Raw genomic sequence first — 17,539 nt, forward strand, 5'->3', positions numbered from 1 at the left:
TTGTCACTCAAGCGCGAACGTGATCCAATCTGCGCTCAGATTGATCCAACTCTCTGCATGAGGACCTTCCAGGTGACACGATCCGCAGTGCGGCGCGTTCTCTCCATGGCGTTAGCCGGAGCCGCCGCCATCCTGGCGCTGACCGCAGCGACCACCTCGCCCGCAGCAACGGGAGAGCATCAAGCCGCCCACAGCATGGTGTCCGCCACCGCGACACCCACCATGCGCGCGATGGCGAGGATATGCATACCGACGTAGACGCTCGCGTCCGTCGTCAGTCGCTCCGAGGGGCCGTCGCAAGACCTGCGACGGCCCCTCGGCCGTTCCCACCCCCCACCTCCCTGACCTGCGCCGATGCGCCATCCGACGGTAATGACAACGGTCACCGGTGCAGCCTTTGGATCTAGCGCGGAAGTGCGGTTTGCTTCCTTGCGCACGTCCTGTTGGACGCCCCAGGGAGGAGCGCGCCCCATGACCGAGCACGCCCACAGCCACCACCACGACCACAGCCACGGGCATTCGCACTCGCACACCCTCTCGCCCGACGCCGACCGCCGCTGGCTGCGGGCCGCGCTGGTGCTGATCACCGCGTTCATGGCCGTGGAGGTGGTGATCGGTTTCCTGGCCGGCTCCCTGGCGCTGATCTCCGACGCGGCCCACATGCTCACCGACGCCGCCTCGATCGTGCTCGCCCTGGTCGCGATGCGGCTGGCCGCGCGGCCCGCGCGCGGTGGCTACACGTACGGACTCAAGCGGGCCGAGATCCTGTCCGCGCAGGCCAACGGCATCACCCTGCTCGTACTGTCCCTCTGGCTCGGGTACGAGGCGATCACCCGCCTGGTGTCACCGCCCGAAGTGACCGGCGGCCTGGTCCTGGTCACCGCGCTGGCCGGGGTCGTCGTCAACATCGCGGCCGCCTGGTGCATCTCCCGGGCCAACCGCAGCAGCCTGAACGTCGAGGGCGCCTACCAGCACATCCTCACCGACCTGTTCGGCTTCATCGCCACCGCCGTCGCCGGTGCGGTCGTCCTGACCACCGGCTTCGCACGCGCCGACGCCATCGCCTCGCTGGTCGTCGTCGTCCTGATGCTGCGGGCCGGCACCGGACTGGTCCGCGAGTCCGGGCGGATCTTCATGGAGGCCGCGCCGAGCGGTGTGGACCCGGACGCGCTGGGGGACCGCCTCGTCGAGGTGGACCAGGTCGTGGAGGTCCACGACCTGCACATCTGGGAGATCACGTCCGGGGAACCGGCCCTGTCCGCGCACATCCTGGTCGCGCCCGGCGGTGACTGCCACGCCGTACGGCGGTGCCTGCACGAGCTGCTGAGCCTGAAGTACGGCATCACCCACGCCACCCTCCAGGTCGACCACGTGGACGAGCTGCCCCGGTCCGGCGAGGTGCTGCACATAGCGGCGGGGCCGGACGACGCGGCGCTCGTGCCCCCGCACTGCGAGGGCACGCACGGGCCGGTGCACCGGCCGGGTCCGCACGACCACTGAGGCGAGACCGTCAGGCAGTGCTGGTCACCCAGGGGTACCGGCCGTCAGAAGGCGACGGCCGTCAGAATCAGAAGGTGATGACCGTCTTGCCCTGCGTGTGCCCCGCACGGCTGGTCTCCAGCGCCTCCGGGGCCTCCCCCAGCGTGATCTCGTTGCCGAAGATCACGGTCAGCCGCCCCGCGTCGAGCTGCCCGGCGAGGATCTCCAGCAGCTGCGGCGACGGCCGGTTCTGGAAGTTGAAACCGCGCAGGTTGTGGTCGGTCAGCACGTCCGCGTCGGCGGACCCGACGGTGGAGACGGCCGTACCGCCGTCCCGTACGGTCCGGGTCATCTCGCCGAACGCGGCCGGGTCGCTGACCAGGTCGAGCAGTACGTCCACACCGTCCGGGTGGGCGGCCAGCACCTGGTCGGCCACCGGGCCCAGCGTGTGGTCCACCGTCTCGGCGGCGCCCAGGGTGGTCATCAGGTCCTCCGTACCCGGCCGCGCGGTGACGATCACCTCGGCGCCCCGGCCGGCCGCGAGCTGGGTGGCGAAGGTGCCGACGCCGCCGGTCCCGCCGACGATCAGGACCCGCTTGCCCTCGCTGACCCGGGTCTCCTCCACCAGGTTGTAGGCCGACGTCCCGGCCGTGGGGACGGCCGCCGAGTTCGCGTACGTGACGGTGCGGGCCGCGCCGGCCAGCGCCTTCTCCTCGGCCGCCGCGAACTCGCCGTACGAGCCGCTGCCCCGCGCCGGCCGCTGGAACTGGCCGAACACCGAGTCGCCCACCGTGAAGCGGCGCACGCCGGTGCCCACGGCGACCACCTCGCCCGCGCCGTCCGACCCCAGGACGAGCGGGAAGGTGTGCGGTGTCGCGTCCTTGAGGAGGCCGTCGGCGATCTTCCAGTCGAGGGGGTTGACCCCGGCGGCGGACATCCGCACCAGGACCTCGCCCGGTCCGGGATCGGGCTCCGAGAGTTCCATGAGCTGGGGCTGTTCGCCGAATGCGGTGACTGCTACGGCCTTCATCGTCGCGTTCCCTTCCGCCCGAACGATCCTCGATCCACCCTCCCGACCGGTGGCAGGGCAAGGGCCGCCGTCAACATGGCGCCCGTCGCGGCCCGCCTTCGGGTGAAACGACGCCAGGTGACGACAGCCCACAGGATCGTAAGCACGCGAACCGGGCGTATCCGGCAGGACGAGGGGCGGTGCCCCGGAAGCAACTCGTACGGCCCCCCGCCGAACCGGTGCCGCCCGCCCCGCGGCGCGCCGCGTTTGCCCCGCGCCCCGGCCGGTTACCCGTCCTCGGTATGAGCGGCAGCAGCGGCACGGACGACGCACACACCATCAAGGCGGGACGGCGCACGATCAAGGTCAGCCGGCCCGGCAAGGTGCTCTTCCCGGACGACGGGCTCACCAAGGCCGACCTGGCCGACCACTACAAGGCGGTCGCCCGGCGCGCGGTGCCGCAGCTGCGCGACCGGCCGCTGATGATGGAGCGGCACCCCGACGGCATCGGCGGCAAGCCCCTGATGCAGAAGAACGCCCCCGATCACTTCCCCGACTGGGTACGGCGTTCCGAGCAGTCCAAGGAGGGCGGCACCGTCACCCACGTCGTGTGCGACGACCCGGCGACCCTCGTCTACCTCGCGGACCAGGCCACCGTCACCGTCCACCGCTGGCTCTCCCGCGAGCACCGCCCCGACCACCCGGACCTGCTCATCTTCGATCTCGACCCGTCGGAGGGCGCGGACTTCGAGGACGTACGGTGGGCCGCCCACCGGGTCTGCGAACTGTGGGACGCGCTGAAACTGCCCGCCCGCCTGATGACCACCGGCTCGCGCGGCCTGCACGTCATCGCGCCGCTGGACGGCAACTCCGCCTTCGACGCGGTACGCGACTTCGCGCACCTGGCCGCCGAACGGCTCGCCCGGCAGCACCCGGACCGCCTCACCACCGAGCAGCGCAAGGCCGACCGCAAGGGCCGGATCTATCTGGACGTGCAGCGCAACGCGTACGCGCAGACCGCGGTCGCGCCCTATTCCGTACGGGCGAAGCTGGGCGCGCCGGTGGCCACCCCGATCTCCCGCGAGGAGCTGGACGACCCCGGGCTGACGGCGCAGCGGTGGACGGTCGCCACCCTCCCCGAGCGTCTCGCCGAGGACGACCCGTGGTCCGGGCTGTCCTGGCGCGGCCGGTCGGTCCGGGCGGCGTGGGAGCGGCTGGAGGCGTTGGAGGAGTAGGCAGGAGTAGGGAGGAGTAGGGCGGGGGCACTCGCCCTGCCACGGCGGCGCCTGCTTGGGCGGCGGGCGCGCCGGTACGCGTACGGTCCCGCCCGTTTGCCCGCATAAGGCGACCGGCCCCGGGCCGCGGGCTTCAATGGACCAATGATCCGGTTCGAGTCCGTCACCAAGCGCTACCCGGACGGCACCACCGCCGTGGACGACCTGTCCTTCGAGGTCGCCGAGGGCGAGCTGGTGACGCTGGTCGGGCCGTCCGGGTGCGGCAAGACCACGACGATGAAGATGGTCAACCGGCTCATCGACCCGACCGGCGGCCGCATCCTCGTCGAGGGCGAGGACATCGCGACGGCCGACCCCGTACGCCTGCGCCGCCGCATCGGCTACGTCATCCAGCAGACCGGCCTCTTCCCGCACCGCACCGTCCTGGACAACACGGCCACCGTGCCGCACCTCCTCGGCTGGGCGCGCAAGAAGTCCCGCGCCCGCGCCGCCGAACTCCTGGGCCTGGTGGGCCTGGACCCCGGCCTCCACGGGCCGCGCTACCCGGACCAGCTCTCCGGCGGCGAGCGGCAGCGCGTCGGCGTGGCGCGCGCGCTGGCCGCGGACCCGCCCGTCCTGCTGATGGACGAGCCGTTCGGCGCGGTCGACCCGGTCGTCCGCGACCGGCTCCAGCAGGAGTTCCTGCGGCTCCAGGCGTCCCTGCACAAGACGGTGCTGCTGGTCACGCACGACATCGAGGAGGCCATCCGGCTGGGCGACCGGATCGCGGTCTACGGGCAGGGCCGGATCGAGCAGTACGACACTCCGGCGAGCGTGCTGGGCGCGCCGGCCTCCCCGTACGTCGCCGAGTTCGTCGGCAGCGACCGGGCCCTGAAGCAGCTCGCGGTCACCGGCATCACCCCCGGCGACCTGGAGCACCCGCCGTTCGCCCGGCTCGGCGAACCGGCCGGCCGGGCGGCGGAGCGGCTGCGCGCGGAGGGCGCGCGCTGGGCCGTGGTCCTGGACGAGGAGGGCGGGCTGCACGGGTGGGTGGGGACGGAGGAGATGTCCGAAGCGCGGGGAAACGTTTCGGCGCACGCACGCCGGATGGAGGCGTGGGTCCCGGTGAGCGGCTCCCTCAAGGACGCCTTCAGCGAGATGCTCAAGTACGACGCGGGCTGGACCGCCGTCGTGGACGGCACCCGCTTCCTGGGCGTCCTGACCCCGGCCCGGCTGCACGAGGCGCTGCGGCGCACGATCGGGTCCGACGAGCAGGGGGTGCCGCGGGAGGAGGCGGAGGTGGACTCGGTGCCCACGGAATGAGGAGACGGGCCGGCCCAGAGCTCCGTACCCCCGGAACTACAGCAGCCCCTTCTTCCGCAGGTAGTCCCGCGCCACGTCCTCCGGGAGCCGCCGCCAGCTGTCCACCCGCTGGTTGAGTTCGCCCAGGTCCTCCGTCGTCAGTACGGAGTTGAGCTTGCCGAGGGCCGCGGCGACCCGCTCGCTGCCCGCGCGGGCCCGGTTGACCACCGGAACGAGGTAGTCCGCGTTCTGGAGCTTCTTGTCGTCCTCCAGGAAGACCAGCCCGAACTGCTCGATCGTCGCGTCCGTGCTGGTCGTCAGCACCATCTGGTCCTGCCCGTTCTGCACGGCCTGTTTGGCGGGCGTGGTGCCCACCCCCTTCGGGTCGACGGCCGTGATGTCGATCCCGTACGTACGCTTCAGGCCGGGCGCGCAGAACGGCCGCTGCACGCACTCGTCGCCCGCCGCCAGCCGTACCGGCAGCTTGGCGCGCCCCAGGTCGCTGAGGGTCTTCAGGCGGTGCTGCTTCGCGTACGAGGCGGTGACGGCGAACGCGTTCTGGTCGACGGCCCGGCCCGGCGGCAGCACGGTCAGGCCCCGGGGCGTGGCCAGCTCGCGCAGTGCCTTCATCGTCGTGCCGAGGTCCGGCGAGGCGACCGGGTCGGCGTCGGCGCCCTTGGTCTTGGCGTTCAGCCAGTCGGCGAAGGTCGCCGCGTACTCGGGTACGACGTCGATCTGGCCGCTCTCCAGGGACGGCTCGTACAGCTCCCGGTTGCCGACGGTGAGGATGTCGGTCGCGTACCCGGCCTTGTCGAGCAGCACCGCGTACATCCGGGCCAGCAGCTCGCTCTCGGTGAAGCCGGCCGAGCCGATCGAAAGGCGGCGGCTGTCGCCGGGCGCGGCGGTGACCTGCCCGCGGTTCTCCAGGGAGGGGCCGGTGGCGCAGCCGGGGAGCGCCGCCGCCATCAGCGCCACGGTGACGGCGAATCGGCGGGCTCTTTCGCGCGTACGGAACCGTCCGGTCGCCGTGTCTCCTCGGGGCCCGCTCACCGCGTCCGCCCCCGCGCCCACCCCGGCCCCAGCCGCTGCACCACCTCGAACAGCACCTCCATCAGCAGCGCGAACACCGCCACGATCACCGCCCCCGCGACCACCTGCGGCGTACTCGCCAGGTTGAACCCCGCGGTGATGATCCGCCCGAGCCCGCCCCCGCCGACCAGCGCGGCCAGCGTCGCCGTGGCGACCAGCTGCACCGCCGCGATCCGCACCCCGGTCAGCATCAGCGGCAGCGCCAGCGGCACCTCCACCCGCCGCACCAGCTGCCCGCCGGACATCCCCATCCCGCGCGCCGCCTCCACCACGTCCCGGTCCACCTCCCGCATCCCGACGTAGGCGTTGGTCAGCAGCGGCGGCAGCGCGAACAGCACCAGCGCGATGAACGTCGGCCAGTCCCCGTGCCGGCCGAGCGGGGTCAGCAGGAGCAGCACCAGCACGGCGAAGGTGGGCACGGCGCGCCCGACGTTGGCGAGGTTGACGGCCAGCGCGCCGCCGCGGCCGAGGTGTCCGAGGGTGACGGCGACGGGCAGCGCGATCAGGCAGGCGGCGATCAGGCAGCCGACCGTCAGCAGCAGGTGTTCCGTGAGGCGGTGCCAGATCCCGTTCTCACCGGCCCAGTTGGTGCCCGTACCGAGCCAGGTCCAGACGTCTCCGAGCGTCTTCATGCGCGTCGCCACGGCGTCAGCAGCCGTTCCAGGCCGAGCAGCAGCAGATCGAAGGCGACGGCGATGACGACACACAGCACGGACGCCGTCAGCACCTGCGCCTTGAAGAACGAGTTCATCCCGGCGTAGATCAGGTTTCCCAGCCCGCCGTGGCCGACGATCGCACCGATCGTCGTCAGCGCGACGGCGGAGACGGCCGCGATGCGCAGCCCGGCCATCGCGGCGGGCACCGCCAGCGGCAGTTCGACGGCCAGCAGCTGCCGCAGCGGCCCGTACCCCATGCCGCGGGCCGCCTCCTTCGCCTCCTCCGGTACGCCGGCCAGGCCCGCCAGGATGTTCCGTACGAGCAGGGTCAGGGAGTACAGCGCCAGGCCCACGACGACCAAGGTGGACGACAGCCCGTACAGCGGCAGCAGCAGCGAGAACATCGCCAGCGACGGAATCGTGTAGAGCACGGTGGTGACGCCCAGCACCGGCCCCGCCGTCCAGCGCCACCGGCTCGCGATCAGCGCCAGCGGCAGCGCGACCACCAGGCCGAGCAGCACGGAGACCACGGTCAGGTGCAGGTGCTGGAGCGTGGCGTCGAGGAGGATGTGGCGGCGGGTGGCGAGGTAATCGCCGCAGATCCAGTCGTTGCGGGCCAGGCAGTCGTCCGGAGGGGCGGTCACGACAGCAGTCCACCGCGCCGCGGGGCGGGTGTCCTGCCGGGCGGGCCGGACGGGTGAGGGCCGGTACCGGTGCTTCCCCTACGACGATGGAGACGAGGACGAGGACGAGGACGAGGACGAGGACGGGGCCGGGGACGAGGCCGGGGACGGCGTCGCCCCCGCCCCCGGCCGCTTCGGCGGCGCGTGCGCGGCCTCCACGTCCTGCGGGAACGTCAGCTGACGCCCCTGCCACTCCAGGGCCGGCGCCACCTCCCGCCGCCATGTCGAGAACTGGTGGCTGCCCCTCGGCAGGATGATGGAGTCGACGGTCATCGGAGGCTTCGCCGCCTCGATGAACCGCAGGGTGTCCCGGTAGTTCGGCTCACCCAGGCGGCTGCTGGCCACCAGCACCGAGACCCGCGGTACGGGCCGGTGCGCCAGCCGCCACAGCAGATCGTGCTCGCGCTCCCGCCGCCCGGCGGCCGCGTCGCTGCCGAACAGATTCCCGGTGGTCAGGTCGTCCTTGACGGCGTAGTCACCGGAGAGCGAGACCGCGGACGTGTAGCTGCCGGGGTTGCGCAGGGCCAGCAGCAGCGAACACGTGCCGCCGGAGGAGTAGCCGAACGCGCCCCACGCGCCGGGGTCGTGACCGACCCGGTAGGCCGCCTTGACGGCCTCCGGCAGGTCCTGGGTGAAGAACGTCTCGGCCTGCGGCCCGCCCGGCACGTCCACGCACTCGGTGTCCCGCGGCGGCGCGATCGTCGGCCGGACCATCACCAGCACGGTCGGCTGCATCCGGCCCTCCTCGATCAGCCGCCCCGCGGTGTGCGGGATCCGGAGGTGCTGCGCGAGGTTCATGATGCCGCCCGGGTAGCCGCTGATCACGACGGAGACGGGGAAGCGCTGACGGCGGTACTGGTGCTGGAAGTACTGCGGCGGCAGATAGACGAAGGCCGGGTTGACGACACGGGTCCGGCGCCCGACGATCCGTACGGACTCCACCCTGCCGACCTCGTGGGGCGGGCCCTCCGGCAGCCCGGTCACCCGGTCCAGGCCCTGCGGCCCGGCCGGCTGGACCAGCCCGCCCCGGAGGCTGCGGGCGTCGGCGTACCGCGGACCGCCGCCCTTGCTCACCGCCACCGGCCCCTCGTCGCCGGTGCCCAGCAGCTCGTCCCAACTGCTGTAGAACTCGAAACTGGAGTTCACGGCCAGCGCGAGCGAGCACAGGACCGCCACCTGGGTGACGAGGACGGTCGCGAGCCGGCCCAGTACGGGGAGCACACCGCGCAAGGACAGCCGCGGCCACAGCCACACCGTCAGGGCCACACAGGCCACGGCCAGCGTGATCACCGTGATTTCGAGCGACTGACTGGTCAGCCCCATGCGCCCACATCTCCCGTCACCCGTACGAGGGTTGTCCGGTCCTCCGGACCGCCGCCAGGGTCAACGGACGTCCGGTCGATGGGTCACTACACGGGCCACGCCCACCACGGGCCCGCCGCCTCCGCCGCCCCGCTCCGACGCGCCCGCCCCTCCCGCCACACCCCCGCTTGACGTGCGCAGACGCATACGCCACCCGTCTCGCACGCCGTCTCTCCGCAACCTCCACCCCTCCCTCACCACCCCGCACCGCACAAACATCCGCCTCGTCGGCCGTCACACCTCCTCCCTGCCGCTCGCCCCCTCTCCGTCACTCCCGCCCCTTCGCACATCCGCCCACCGCACATACGCTCTCCACACACACGCCCCACCCGCACACCCCCCACCACCACTCGCACCCCTACACCACCCCGCTACACAAAACACCCAAACGGGGCGTGCCGCGAGACGCGCGGGCTCCCACGATGGGACCGGCCCAGGCGGCTACCCTTACGTGTCCGGCCTGGTCAGGGACATGTCCGCGCTTCTCGGACATTCGCCGCACCCCACACACGCTAGAGAGGTTCGCCGATGGGCATTCGGAGTCTGCTGCGCAACGCTTTCGGTCGCTCCAAGGCGGCCCGCGAGGAATCGAACACCGCGGCGAGCGGCACCGGGGCGCCGGAAGCGGCGACGATCCCGGAGGCCCGCGAAGAGGCCACCCCGGAACCCGCCACACCCCGCGACCCCGCCGTCCCCACCGCCCGTACGGCCCCCGCCGACCCCCCGGCCGCCTCCCTCCCGGCCCAGGCCACCCGCCCCGACACCACACCCTCGGCCGAGGACTCGGCCACCGACCTCGTCTCCCAGGCCTTCGACGCGCCGAAGCCGACGCGGGAGGCGGAGCCGACGACGGCGGTCACGGAAGCGGCTGCGGAAGCCGAGGCGAAGCGCGAGAGCGACGCGAAGCCCGAGAGCGACGCGAAGCCCGAGAGCGACGCGAAGCCCGAAGGCGAGGCGCCCGAGGCGAAGCCGGAGCCGGTGGTCGAGGCGAAGCCGGAGGCCGTGGTCGAGCCGAAACCGGAAGCCGTGGTCGAAGCGAAGCCGGTGCCCGCGGCCGACGCGAAGCCCGAACCCGAGGTGACGACCGAGGCCCAGCCCAAGCCCCGGCCCGAGCCCGAGGCCGAGGCCGAACCCGAGCCCGTAACCGACACGACGCAGGTGGCCGACCCGGAACCCGTGACCGGGACCGACCCCGCCCCCGCCCCCGCCTCCCTCACCAAGGTAGAAGCCCAGGCTCCCGCCCTCGTCAGCCTCTACAAGGCCGCCCGGGTCTCCCTGGAGAAGCAGGGGCTGGCCACCCAGCGCGCCGCGGTCTACCTCGTTCTCGACCGCTCGGGATCGATGCGCAACTACTACAAGGACGGCACGGTCCAGCACCTGGCCGAGCAGGCCCTCGGCCTGTCCGCCAACCTCGACGACGACGGCACCGTACCGGTGGTCTTCTTCTCCACCGACGTCGACGGGACCGCCGACCTCGACCTGGCCAACTACTCCGGCCGCATCGAGGAGTTGCACGCGGGCCTCGGCCACATGGGCCGTACGAACTACCACTGGGCGATCAACGCCGTGATCGAGCACTACGAGAAGTCCGGCGCCACCGATCCCGCCTTCGTCATCTTCCAGACGGACGGCGCCCCCACGTCCAAGCCGGCCGCCGAGAAGGCGCTCTGCGAGGCCGCGAAGCTGCCCATCTTCTGGCAGTTCGTCGGCTTCGGCGACCCGGACGCCAAGGGCTTCGACTTCCTCCGCAAGCTGGACGACCTGGCCGTACCGGAGAAGCGCGTGGTCGACAACGCGGGCTTCTTCCACGCCGGCCGCGACCCGCGCGCCCTCGCCGACGCCGACCTCTACCAGCAGCTCATGGTCGAGTTCCCCGCCTGGCTCCAGGAAGCCCGCACCGCCGGCATCCTCCCCGCCTGACGCTTCACCCCCACCACCCCCACCCCCCACCGGTCGCGGCCGGGCCGGACGGCCCGCCGCGACCGGTGCCTTTCCTGACCCGTCCCGGCACTGGTTGAATTCTTCACGACACCATCGGTCCGGCTCGTTCCCACCGACCTCAGCTCCCCTGTCAGTGCCATGTGTAAGAGTGTTACCGCTTGGACCACACGGGGGTGGGGGGAACCGCTATGCCATTGACCGAAGAGATCGCCGGTATGTACGCCTACGAGGGTGACCCGACGGCACTGGTCGGCGAATTCCGCCGCACCAGCGTCTTGGTGCCCGTATCCGACGACGGGCTCATGTCCGCCGAATGGGGCGGAATACGCTGGCTCTACGCGTTCACGGACGAAGAAGCGCTCAGCCGTTTCGCCCTCGCCAGGGGAAGTAGCCCGGACACTCGTTGGCAGTATGTGTCCGCACTCGGCGCCCGCCTGCTCGACGTCGTCATTCCCGCCGTGAAAGGGCCGGCCGGTGTAGCTCTGGACGCCGGTAGCGAACAGGGGATGCTGTTCCCGCCCGCGCCCGGAATCGTGCCGGACTCCGTCGCCGTCCGCACCGATGCCGACGCTGTCAACGCTCCCGACGCCCCCGCCACTGCCGACACAGCCGAAGAACAAGCGTCGCCGCCCGGCACCACGCCCGGCCAGGACGGTGCGCGAATATGACCGCAGGGGGCGGTTACAAGCTCGACCAGCAGGCCCTTCAGCAGGTCAGCAAAGGCATCAACGACACCATCTCGGAACTCAAAGAGCTGGGATTCGACAGCCAGGCACAACTCGGCCACGGCTTCGAGAAGCTCCAATTGACCGGTATGGAAGCCGGACATGCGGAACTGGCCTCGACTTTCGAGACGTTCTGCGAACGCTGGACCTGGGGAGTGCGCGCCCTGGTGCACGAAGCCAATTCCTTCGCCCGCCGCCTCGACCTGTCGGCCGGTCTTTACCACGAGCAGGAACAGTACGTTTCCGACCAGCTGAAGATCACGACGAATGCGGCGATCGGCGACCCGTCACTGTCCTCGGAAGAGATCAAGAAGAAGTCCTGGGAGCAGATCCGCGACGACAACCCGATCACTCAGATCAGGGACGCCGACTACGACATCAACTCGGCCGCCACAAGAGAGTCGTTCGAGCGGGTCAACTCGTCGTGGGAGCAGACGAAGCAGGACTGGTCCACGTCCAAGTGGGCGGGCGACGCCGACCACAACCTGGCCCTCAAGGCCATGGGGACCGGCCGGGACCGGCCCGGGAACACGCACGACGACGGGGACGAGAGCTGATGGGCATCCTCGACGGCCTGGGCCATGTCGTCGACACGGTGGCCGACAAGGCCGGTGATGTCGTTGACGGAACCAAGGAGAAGCTGGGCGAGGGGGTCGAGTTCGTCGCCGACAAGACCGCCGACGCCCTGGACTCGGTCGGCGCGGAAGGAGTGGCCGACAAGGTCCGCTCCGCGGGCGAGGACGTCGCCGACAACCTCGGCGCCCACGTCGAGGAACGGAACCTGGGCGAGACCGACGACCCCAAGGCCCTGGTCCACGGCGACGCCTCCGCGATCAACGAGTCCGCCGCGCACCTGAAGGACTTCTACGCCGCCTTCGAACGGGTCGGCCAGGGCCTGCGCAAGCTGGACTCCGGCGGCTGGGAGGGCAAGGCGGCGGACAGCTTCCACGAGGAGTTCGACGCCCACCCGAAGCAGTGGATGCAGGCGGCGGACGCCTGCGAAGCCGCGGGCAAGGCACTCCACGCGTACGGGGAGACGGTCTCCTGGGCCCAGAGCAAGGCCGAGACGGCCATCCACAAGTACAAGGCCGCGCAGGACGCCACCAAGAAGGCCATGGATGCCCACCAAACCCAGGTCGACTCGTACAACGCCAAGGCGGACGCGTACAACGCCGCCTTGGCGAAGAACACCGACCCGGGCCAGAAGCCCCAGCAGCCGGGCGCCTTCTCCGACCCCGGTGCGGAAGGGCGCAAGGCCGCCCAGGAACTGCTCAAGAACGCCCGTCACCAGCGGGACGAAGCCGCCGAGCGCGCCCAGCACGCCATCAGCCAGGCGCTGGCCCACGCGCCGCGGGAGCCCAAGTTCACCCAGCAGTTCGTCTCCGACGTGGCGGACGGAGCGGTGTCCGGCGGGATCCAGCTGATGCACGTGGCAGGCGGTGTGCTCCGGACCGGGGCCGAGACGGTGAAGCTGGTCCGTACGGTCAATCCGCTGGACGTCTACAACATCACCCACCCCTTCCAGTTCATGTCCAACGTCTCCACCACCCTCATGGGACTCACCACCACGGTGGCCCATCCCGAGCGGCTGCCCAAGGCCCTGCTGGGTACGGGCTGGGGGAGTGACCCTGGGGACGCGACAGGGGCCCTGATCGGCAACCTCTTCGGCGGCAAGGGGGCCGGCGGCCTGGTCAAGGGCGCCGCGAAAGCCGGTGCGAAGGGGGTCGCCAAGGACTCTGCGCGCGCCGCGGTCAAGGACGGCGGCAAGACCGCCCTTCGCGACCGCGCCCGCCGCGCCTGGTGCAAGACATTCGGCAGCGACCCGATCGACATGGCCACCGGCCGCATGATCCTGCCGCAGACGGACATCACCCTGCCCGGCAGCCTCCCGCTCGCCTTCACCCGGACCTTCGAGTCGTCCTACCGGACCGGCCGCTGGTTCGGCCCCACCTGGATGAGCACCGTCGACCAGCGCCTGGAGATCGACGCCGAAGGGGTCGTCCTGATCGGCGAGGAAGGCAACCTGCTCGCCTATCCCCATCCGGCCGTCGGCGTCCCCACCCTGCCCGTCGAGGGTGAGGGCCACCCGCTGGAGCGCACCCCGGACGGCGACTACGTCGTCACCGACCCGGTCGGCGGCACCCGCTGGTACTTCACCACGTACACCGACGACACCGCAGTCCTCGACGAGATCTCCGACCGCCACGGCAACCGTCACACCTTCGACTACGACGAGACCGGTACACCGACCGTCATCACCCACAGCGCCGGTTACCGCCTGCTGTTCACGACCGAGGCGGGCCGCATCACCGCCCTGCACCTGGCAGGAGCGGCCTCCGGAGGCGGTGACCAACTCCTCCGCCGCTACGGCTACGACGAATCCGGCAACCTCACCACCGTCACCGACTCCTCCGCCCGGCCCCTGCACTTCACCTACGACACCGACGACCGCATCACCTCGTGGACGGACACCAACAACAGCTCGTACAGCTACGCGTACGACGACCAGCACCGCTGCATCTGGCAGAGCGGCACCGAAGGGCACCTGCGCGCGCACTTCGACTGGGGCGCCCCCGATCCCGACACCGGGCTGCGGAGCAACCTCCACCACAACTCCCACGGCCAGGTGACCCGCCACCTGGTCAACGACCGCCATCAGATCGTCGCCACCACCGACCCCACCGGCGCCACGACCCGTACGGTCCGCGACGCCCGGCACCGCGTGCTGTCCGTGACCGACCCGCTCGGACGCACGACCCGTTTCACGTACGACGACGCAGGCCGCCCCACGGAGACCACCCTTCCCGACGGCAGCCGCACCACGTCCACGTACAACGACCTCGGCCTGCCGCTGACCACCACGGGACCGGACGGCACCACCTGGTCCCACACCTACGACCTCGGCGGCAACCGCACCTCCTCCACGGACCCCGCAGGCGCGACCACGCACTACGCCTACGACTCCCGGGGCCACCTCTCCTCCGTCACCGACGCACTCGGCAACACCATCCGCCTCTACTGCGACGAGGCAGGGCTGCCGCTCTCCACCACCGACCCGCGCGGCGCCCGCACCCACTACCGCCGCGACGCCTTCGGCCGCATCACCTCCGTCACGGACCCGCTCGGCGAGACCACCCACCTCGTATGGACCGTCGAAGGACAGCTCGCCACCCGCATCGACCCCACCGGCGCCGCCGAACACTGGACGTACGACGGCGAGGGCAACCGCACCTCCCACACCGACGCCATCGGTCAGGTCACCCGCTTCGCCTACACCCACTTCGACCTGCTCGCCGCCCGCACCGACCCGGACGGCACCCGCCACACCTTCACCCACGACACCGAGCTACGCCTGACCCAGGTCACCAACCCCCAGGGGCTGACCTGGAACTACGCCTACGACAGCGCCGGCCGCCTGTCCTGCGAGACCGACTTCGACGACCGGGTCCTCACCTACACCCACGACGCGGCGGGCCAACTGGCCACCCGCACGGACGCCCTGTCCCAGACCACCACCTACACCTACACCCGCCTCGGCCACCTCGCCGAGAAGGACGCCGCGGGCCGCATCACCACCTACGCGTACGACGCGGCCGGCCGCCTCCTCCGCACCGGCAACCCCGACGCGTCGATCACCTGCACCCGAGACGCCCTCGGCCGCGTCACCTCCGAAACCGTCGACGACCGCACGCTCTCCTTTACCTACGACGCCCTCGGCCGCCGCACCTCCCGTACGACACCCACCGGTGCCACCACCACCTACACCTACGACGCCGCCGGCAACCGCACCCACATGTCGGCCTCCGGCCACCCGATCGCCTTCGACCACGACCCTGCCGGCCGCGAAACCGCCCGCCACCTCTCCGACGCCCTCACCCTCACCCAGTCCTGGGACCCCACGGGCCGCCTCACCTCCCAGACCCTCGGCGCCACGACCACCAGCACGACACCCCAGCCCTCGGCATCTCTCCTCTCCCGCACCTACACCTACCGCCCCGACGGCAGCCTCACCGGCATCCACGACTCCGCCCGCGGCCACCGCACCTTCGACCTCGACCGCGCGGGCCGCGTCACGGCGGTCAACGCCGCGAACTGGTCGGAGACCTACGCCTACGACGAGTCCGGCAATCAGACCCACGCCACCTGGCCCACCGACCACCCCGGCGCCGCCGCACAGGGGTCCCGCTCCTACACCGGCACCCGCATCAACCAGGCCGGCTCCATCCGCTACGAACACGACGCCCTCGGCCGCGTAACCCTCCGCCAGAAAACCCGCCTCTCCCGCAAGCCGGACACCTGGCACTACACCTGGAACGCGGAAGACCGCCTCACCACCGTCACCACCCCCGACGGCACCCCCTGGCGCTACACCTACGACCCCCTGGGCCGCCGCACCGCCAAACACCGCCTGTCCCCCGACGGCACCGCACTCCTCGAATCCACCCACTTCACCTGGGACGGCCCCACCCTCACCGAACAATCCACCACCACCCCGGCCTCCCCCCAGTCCGTCACCCTCACCTGGGACCACCAGGGCCTGACCCCCCTGACCCAAACCGAACGAAAGCTTTCTACGTCCGGACTGTCCTCCGCGCCACAGCAGGTAATCGACGAGCGCTTCTTCAGCATCGTCACGGATCTGGTGGGCACTCCTACGGAGCTGGTTTCCGAGACGGGCGAAGTGGCTTGGCAGTCGCGCCCCACCCTCTGGGGCACCACCACCTGGAACGCGGGCGCCACGGCGTACACACCGCTGCGGTTTCCGGGGCAGTACTTCGACCCGGAGACTCAGCTTCACTTCAATTTTCACCGCTACTACGATCCAAGCTCATCCCGCTACCTCTCCACAGACCCCCTCGGCTTGTCCCCAGGGCCGAATCCCCGAACTTACGTATACAATCCCCACACTTCGTTCGACCCATTCGGCCTCTCCCCCTGCCCCAACAACGTCGCCTTGGGCCTCCGTAAACACGGACTGAGAGAGTTCGCCGACAACAACAACTTCACCCATTACCTGGATGATTGGCAAACTTGGGAAGCCGAGGTCCGAGCGGCAGCCCATAATCCTGACGTACACCTGCACATACCACTTGACGGCTTTTCCGGAGCCACCCCGTTCGATAAATTCATGAAGGCGTACGAGAGCGGAATGGGGAACGACTGGTATGCAACAGAAAGAGAGATGTACCACGTCGGAAAGTCGGTACGACTGGAAGACAGACCTTGGGACAGTATAACGTTCTACAAGGACGGAAAAAAGATCACTGTGGCCAAACCAGAATCATGGCCAATGCCCGGGAGGTAACGGAAATGAAAATTATTCATTCATGGGATCGACAGTTTCAAGTATGGCAGTATTCAGTCAGCCACTCGACTCTGTTGCTCAGGAGCGTGAACCCTGACGAATACCCGACAAGGATCGACATCGCCTTCTCAGCCGTATCCATGATGCACTTGCTGCCGGATTACGAGACATTGGAGATCCACGAAGCAGACTCAGACGAGTGGCACCGGCACACTCGTCCTGATTTTTCGCTCCACCAAAGTAGCCGCTTGTTCCTCCTGAATGGAGGCGAAGGGTGCGTTTGGGCTTCCGATTGCGCATGGCACGAAGACGATGGCGACCACCGCTCCCCTTCGCACTTCGGCCCCCTTCGAGGCACTAATTAGGAAGTCCACGAAGGCCCGCGCCTCGACTTAGACTTATCGACAAAACCTTCCCCTTGCGGAACAGCTTAAAAGCGCCAGCAGGGCGAAAGATACGCAAGACGGAGGCTGGTGGCTCGCAGTCAATCCGGGAATACCCTGCGAGGGCTTCTTCCCACCGAACCTTCCTGTCTGGCGTACGCACAAGAAACGCGTACCTGCCCCGGAAAATCAAAGCGACTCCGGGCCGACGTAGCGGCCCGGGTCGGGGAGCCTTGGCTCATGGTCTGTCCTGTGGGCACAACTGGCCGTTAACACCGGATTTCCGTGAAACATGGTCGGCTGGCACGGCACCGGGTACGAGGGAAGCCGTCAGCCCCGCAAGACGTTGTGGGGGATCAAAAGTGTCGATGACTGGCTGAGTCAGCAGTCC

General features: G+C 70.1%; 12 protein-coding genes. 7 read left to right on the forward strand and 5 right to left on the reverse strand.

What is annotated here, in order from left to right:
- The first annotated feature begins 471 nt into the window (after positions 1-471).
- On the forward strand, positions 472-1,500 hold the full coding sequence (locus JXZ78_RS09755; protein ID WP_030021132.1) for a cation diffusion facilitator family transporter: 1,029 nt from the start codon (positions 472-474) through the stop codon (positions 1,498-1,500).
- A gap of 67 nt (positions 1,501-1,567) precedes the next feature.
- Here the strand turns inward: JXZ78_RS09755 and JXZ78_RS09760 are convergent, their stop codons facing one another.
- Complete coding sequence (locus JXZ78_RS09760) at positions 1,568-2,509, reverse strand: NADP-dependent oxidoreductase (RefSeq protein ID WP_030021133.1); 942 nt, start codon at positions 2,507-2,509, stop codon at positions 1,568-1,570.
- 281 nt (positions 2,510-2,790) lie between these two features.
- Between JXZ78_RS09760 and ligD the strand changes: the two genes are divergently transcribed.
- The gene (gene ligD, locus JXZ78_RS09765) at positions 2,791-3,723 is read left to right on the forward strand and encodes a non-homologous end-joining DNA ligase (RefSeq protein WP_030021134.1); all 933 of its coding nucleotides are present in this window, start codon (positions 2,791-2,793) and stop codon (positions 3,721-3,723) included.
- Positions 3,724-3,867: 144 nt separating this feature from the next.
- A complete protein-coding gene (locus JXZ78_RS09770; RefSeq protein WP_238782795.1) occupies positions 3,868-5,025 on the forward strand; it encodes an ABC transporter ATP-binding protein in 1,158 nt (385 codons plus the stop codon).
- A gap of 36 nt (positions 5,026-5,061) precedes the next feature.
- Here JXZ78_RS09770 and JXZ78_RS09775 read toward each other — a convergent pair whose 3' ends face one another.
- The 4 genes from JXZ78_RS09775 to JXZ78_RS09790 all read right to left on the reverse strand — a co-directional run bounded on the left by JXZ78_RS09775 (position 5,062) and on the right by JXZ78_RS09790 (position 8,755).
- On the reverse strand, positions 5,062-5,970 hold the full coding sequence (locus tag JXZ78_RS09775) for an ABC transporter substrate-binding protein (RefSeq protein WP_050502629.1): 909 nt from the start codon (positions 5,968-5,970) through the stop codon (positions 5,062-5,064).
- Between the two features lie 80 nt (positions 5,971-6,050).
- Positions 6,051-6,725 (reverse strand): ABC transporter permease, encoded by a 675-nt coding sequence (locus tag JXZ78_RS09780; RefSeq protein WP_030021138.1) that lies wholly within the window; start codon positions 6,723-6,725, stop codon positions 6,051-6,053.
- Complete coding sequence (locus tag JXZ78_RS09785) at positions 6,722-7,393, reverse strand: ABC transporter permease (protein ID WP_030021139.1); 672 nt, start codon at positions 7,391-7,393, stop codon at positions 6,722-6,724. Before JXZ78_RS09785 ends, JXZ78_RS09780 begins: the two co-directional genes overlap by 4 nt.
- A 78-nt stretch (positions 7,394-7,471) precedes the next feature.
- Positions 7,472-8,755: an alpha/beta hydrolase gene (locus JXZ78_RS09790; protein ID WP_030021140.1), complete on the reverse strand. Its 1,284-nt coding sequence runs from the start codon at positions 8,753-8,755 to the stop codon at positions 7,472-7,474.
- 567 nt (positions 8,756-9,322) lie between these two features.
- Between JXZ78_RS09790 and JXZ78_RS09795 the strand changes: the two genes are divergently transcribed.
- From JXZ78_RS09795 to JXZ78_RS09810, 4 genes are all read left to right on the forward strand, one after another.
- On the forward strand, positions 9,323-10,714 hold the full coding sequence (locus JXZ78_RS09795; protein WP_238782796.1) for a vWA domain-containing protein: 1,392 nt from the start codon (positions 9,323-9,325) through the stop codon (positions 10,712-10,714).
- A 209-nt stretch (positions 10,715-10,923) separates the two neighbouring features.
- Complete coding sequence (locus JXZ78_RS09800) at positions 10,924-11,403, forward strand: SseB family protein (protein WP_106968825.1); 480 nt, start codon at positions 10,924-10,926, stop codon at positions 11,401-11,403.
- Positions 11,400-12,017: a hypothetical protein gene (locus JXZ78_RS09805; RefSeq protein ID WP_050502619.1), complete on the forward strand. Its 618-nt coding sequence runs from the start codon at positions 11,400-11,402 to the stop codon at positions 12,015-12,017. Before JXZ78_RS09800 ends, JXZ78_RS09805 begins: the two co-directional genes overlap by 4 nt.
- Positions 12,017-16,765, forward strand: coding sequence for a putative T7SS-secreted protein (locus tag JXZ78_RS09810; RefSeq protein WP_033038252.1), 4,749 nt, complete (start codon positions 12,017-12,019; stop codon positions 16,763-16,765). Before JXZ78_RS09805 ends, JXZ78_RS09810 begins: the two co-directional genes overlap by 1 nt.
- The last annotated feature ends 774 nt before the right edge of the window (positions 16,766-17,539 follow it).

The sequence above is a fragment of the Streptomyces monomycini genome, from assembly GCF_022271435.1.
GTDB lineage: Bacteria > Actinomycetota > Actinomycetes > Streptomycetales > Streptomycetaceae > Streptomyces > Streptomyces monomycini.

Coding starts and splice junctions, on each gene's coding strand:
- JXZ78_RS09805 (WP_050502619.1), top strand. CDS start 11,400: ATGACCGCAGGGGGCGGTTACAAGCTCGACCAGCAGGCCCTTCAGCAG.
- JXZ78_RS09755 (WP_030021132.1), top strand. CDS start 472: ATGACCGAGCACGCCCACAGCCACCACCACGACCACAGCCACGGGCAT.
- JXZ78_RS09780 (WP_030021138.1), bottom strand. CDS start 6,725: ATGAAGACGCTCGGAGACGTCTGGACCTGGCTCGGTACGGGCACCAAC.
- JXZ78_RS09795 (WP_238782796.1), top strand. CDS start 9,323: ATGGGCATTCGGAGTCTGCTGCGCAACGCTTTCGGTCGCTCCAAGGCG.
- JXZ78_RS09775 (WP_050502629.1), bottom strand. CDS start 5,970: ATGGCGGCGGCGCTCCCCGGCTGCGCCACCGGCCCCTCCCTGGAGAAC.
- JXZ78_RS09790 (WP_030021140.1), bottom strand. CDS start 8,755: ATGGGGCTGACCAGTCAGTCGCTCGAAATCACGGTGATCACGCTGGCC.
- JXZ78_RS09770 (WP_238782795.1), top strand. CDS start 3,868: ATGATCCGGTTCGAGTCCGTCACCAAGCGCTACCCGGACGGCACCACC.
- JXZ78_RS09800 (WP_106968825.1), top strand. CDS start 10,924: ATGCCATTGACCGAAGAGATCGCCGGTATGTACGCCTACGAGGGTGAC.
- JXZ78_RS09810 (WP_033038252.1), top strand. CDS start 12,017: ATGGGCATCCTCGACGGCCTGGGCCATGTCGTCGACACGGTGGCCGAC.
- JXZ78_RS09760 (WP_030021133.1), bottom strand. CDS start 2,509: ATGAAGGCCGTAGCAGTCACCGCATTCGGCGAACAGCCCCAGCTCATG.
- ligD (WP_030021134.1), top strand. CDS start 2,791: ATGAGCGGCAGCAGCGGCACGGACGACGCACACACCATCAAGGCGGGA.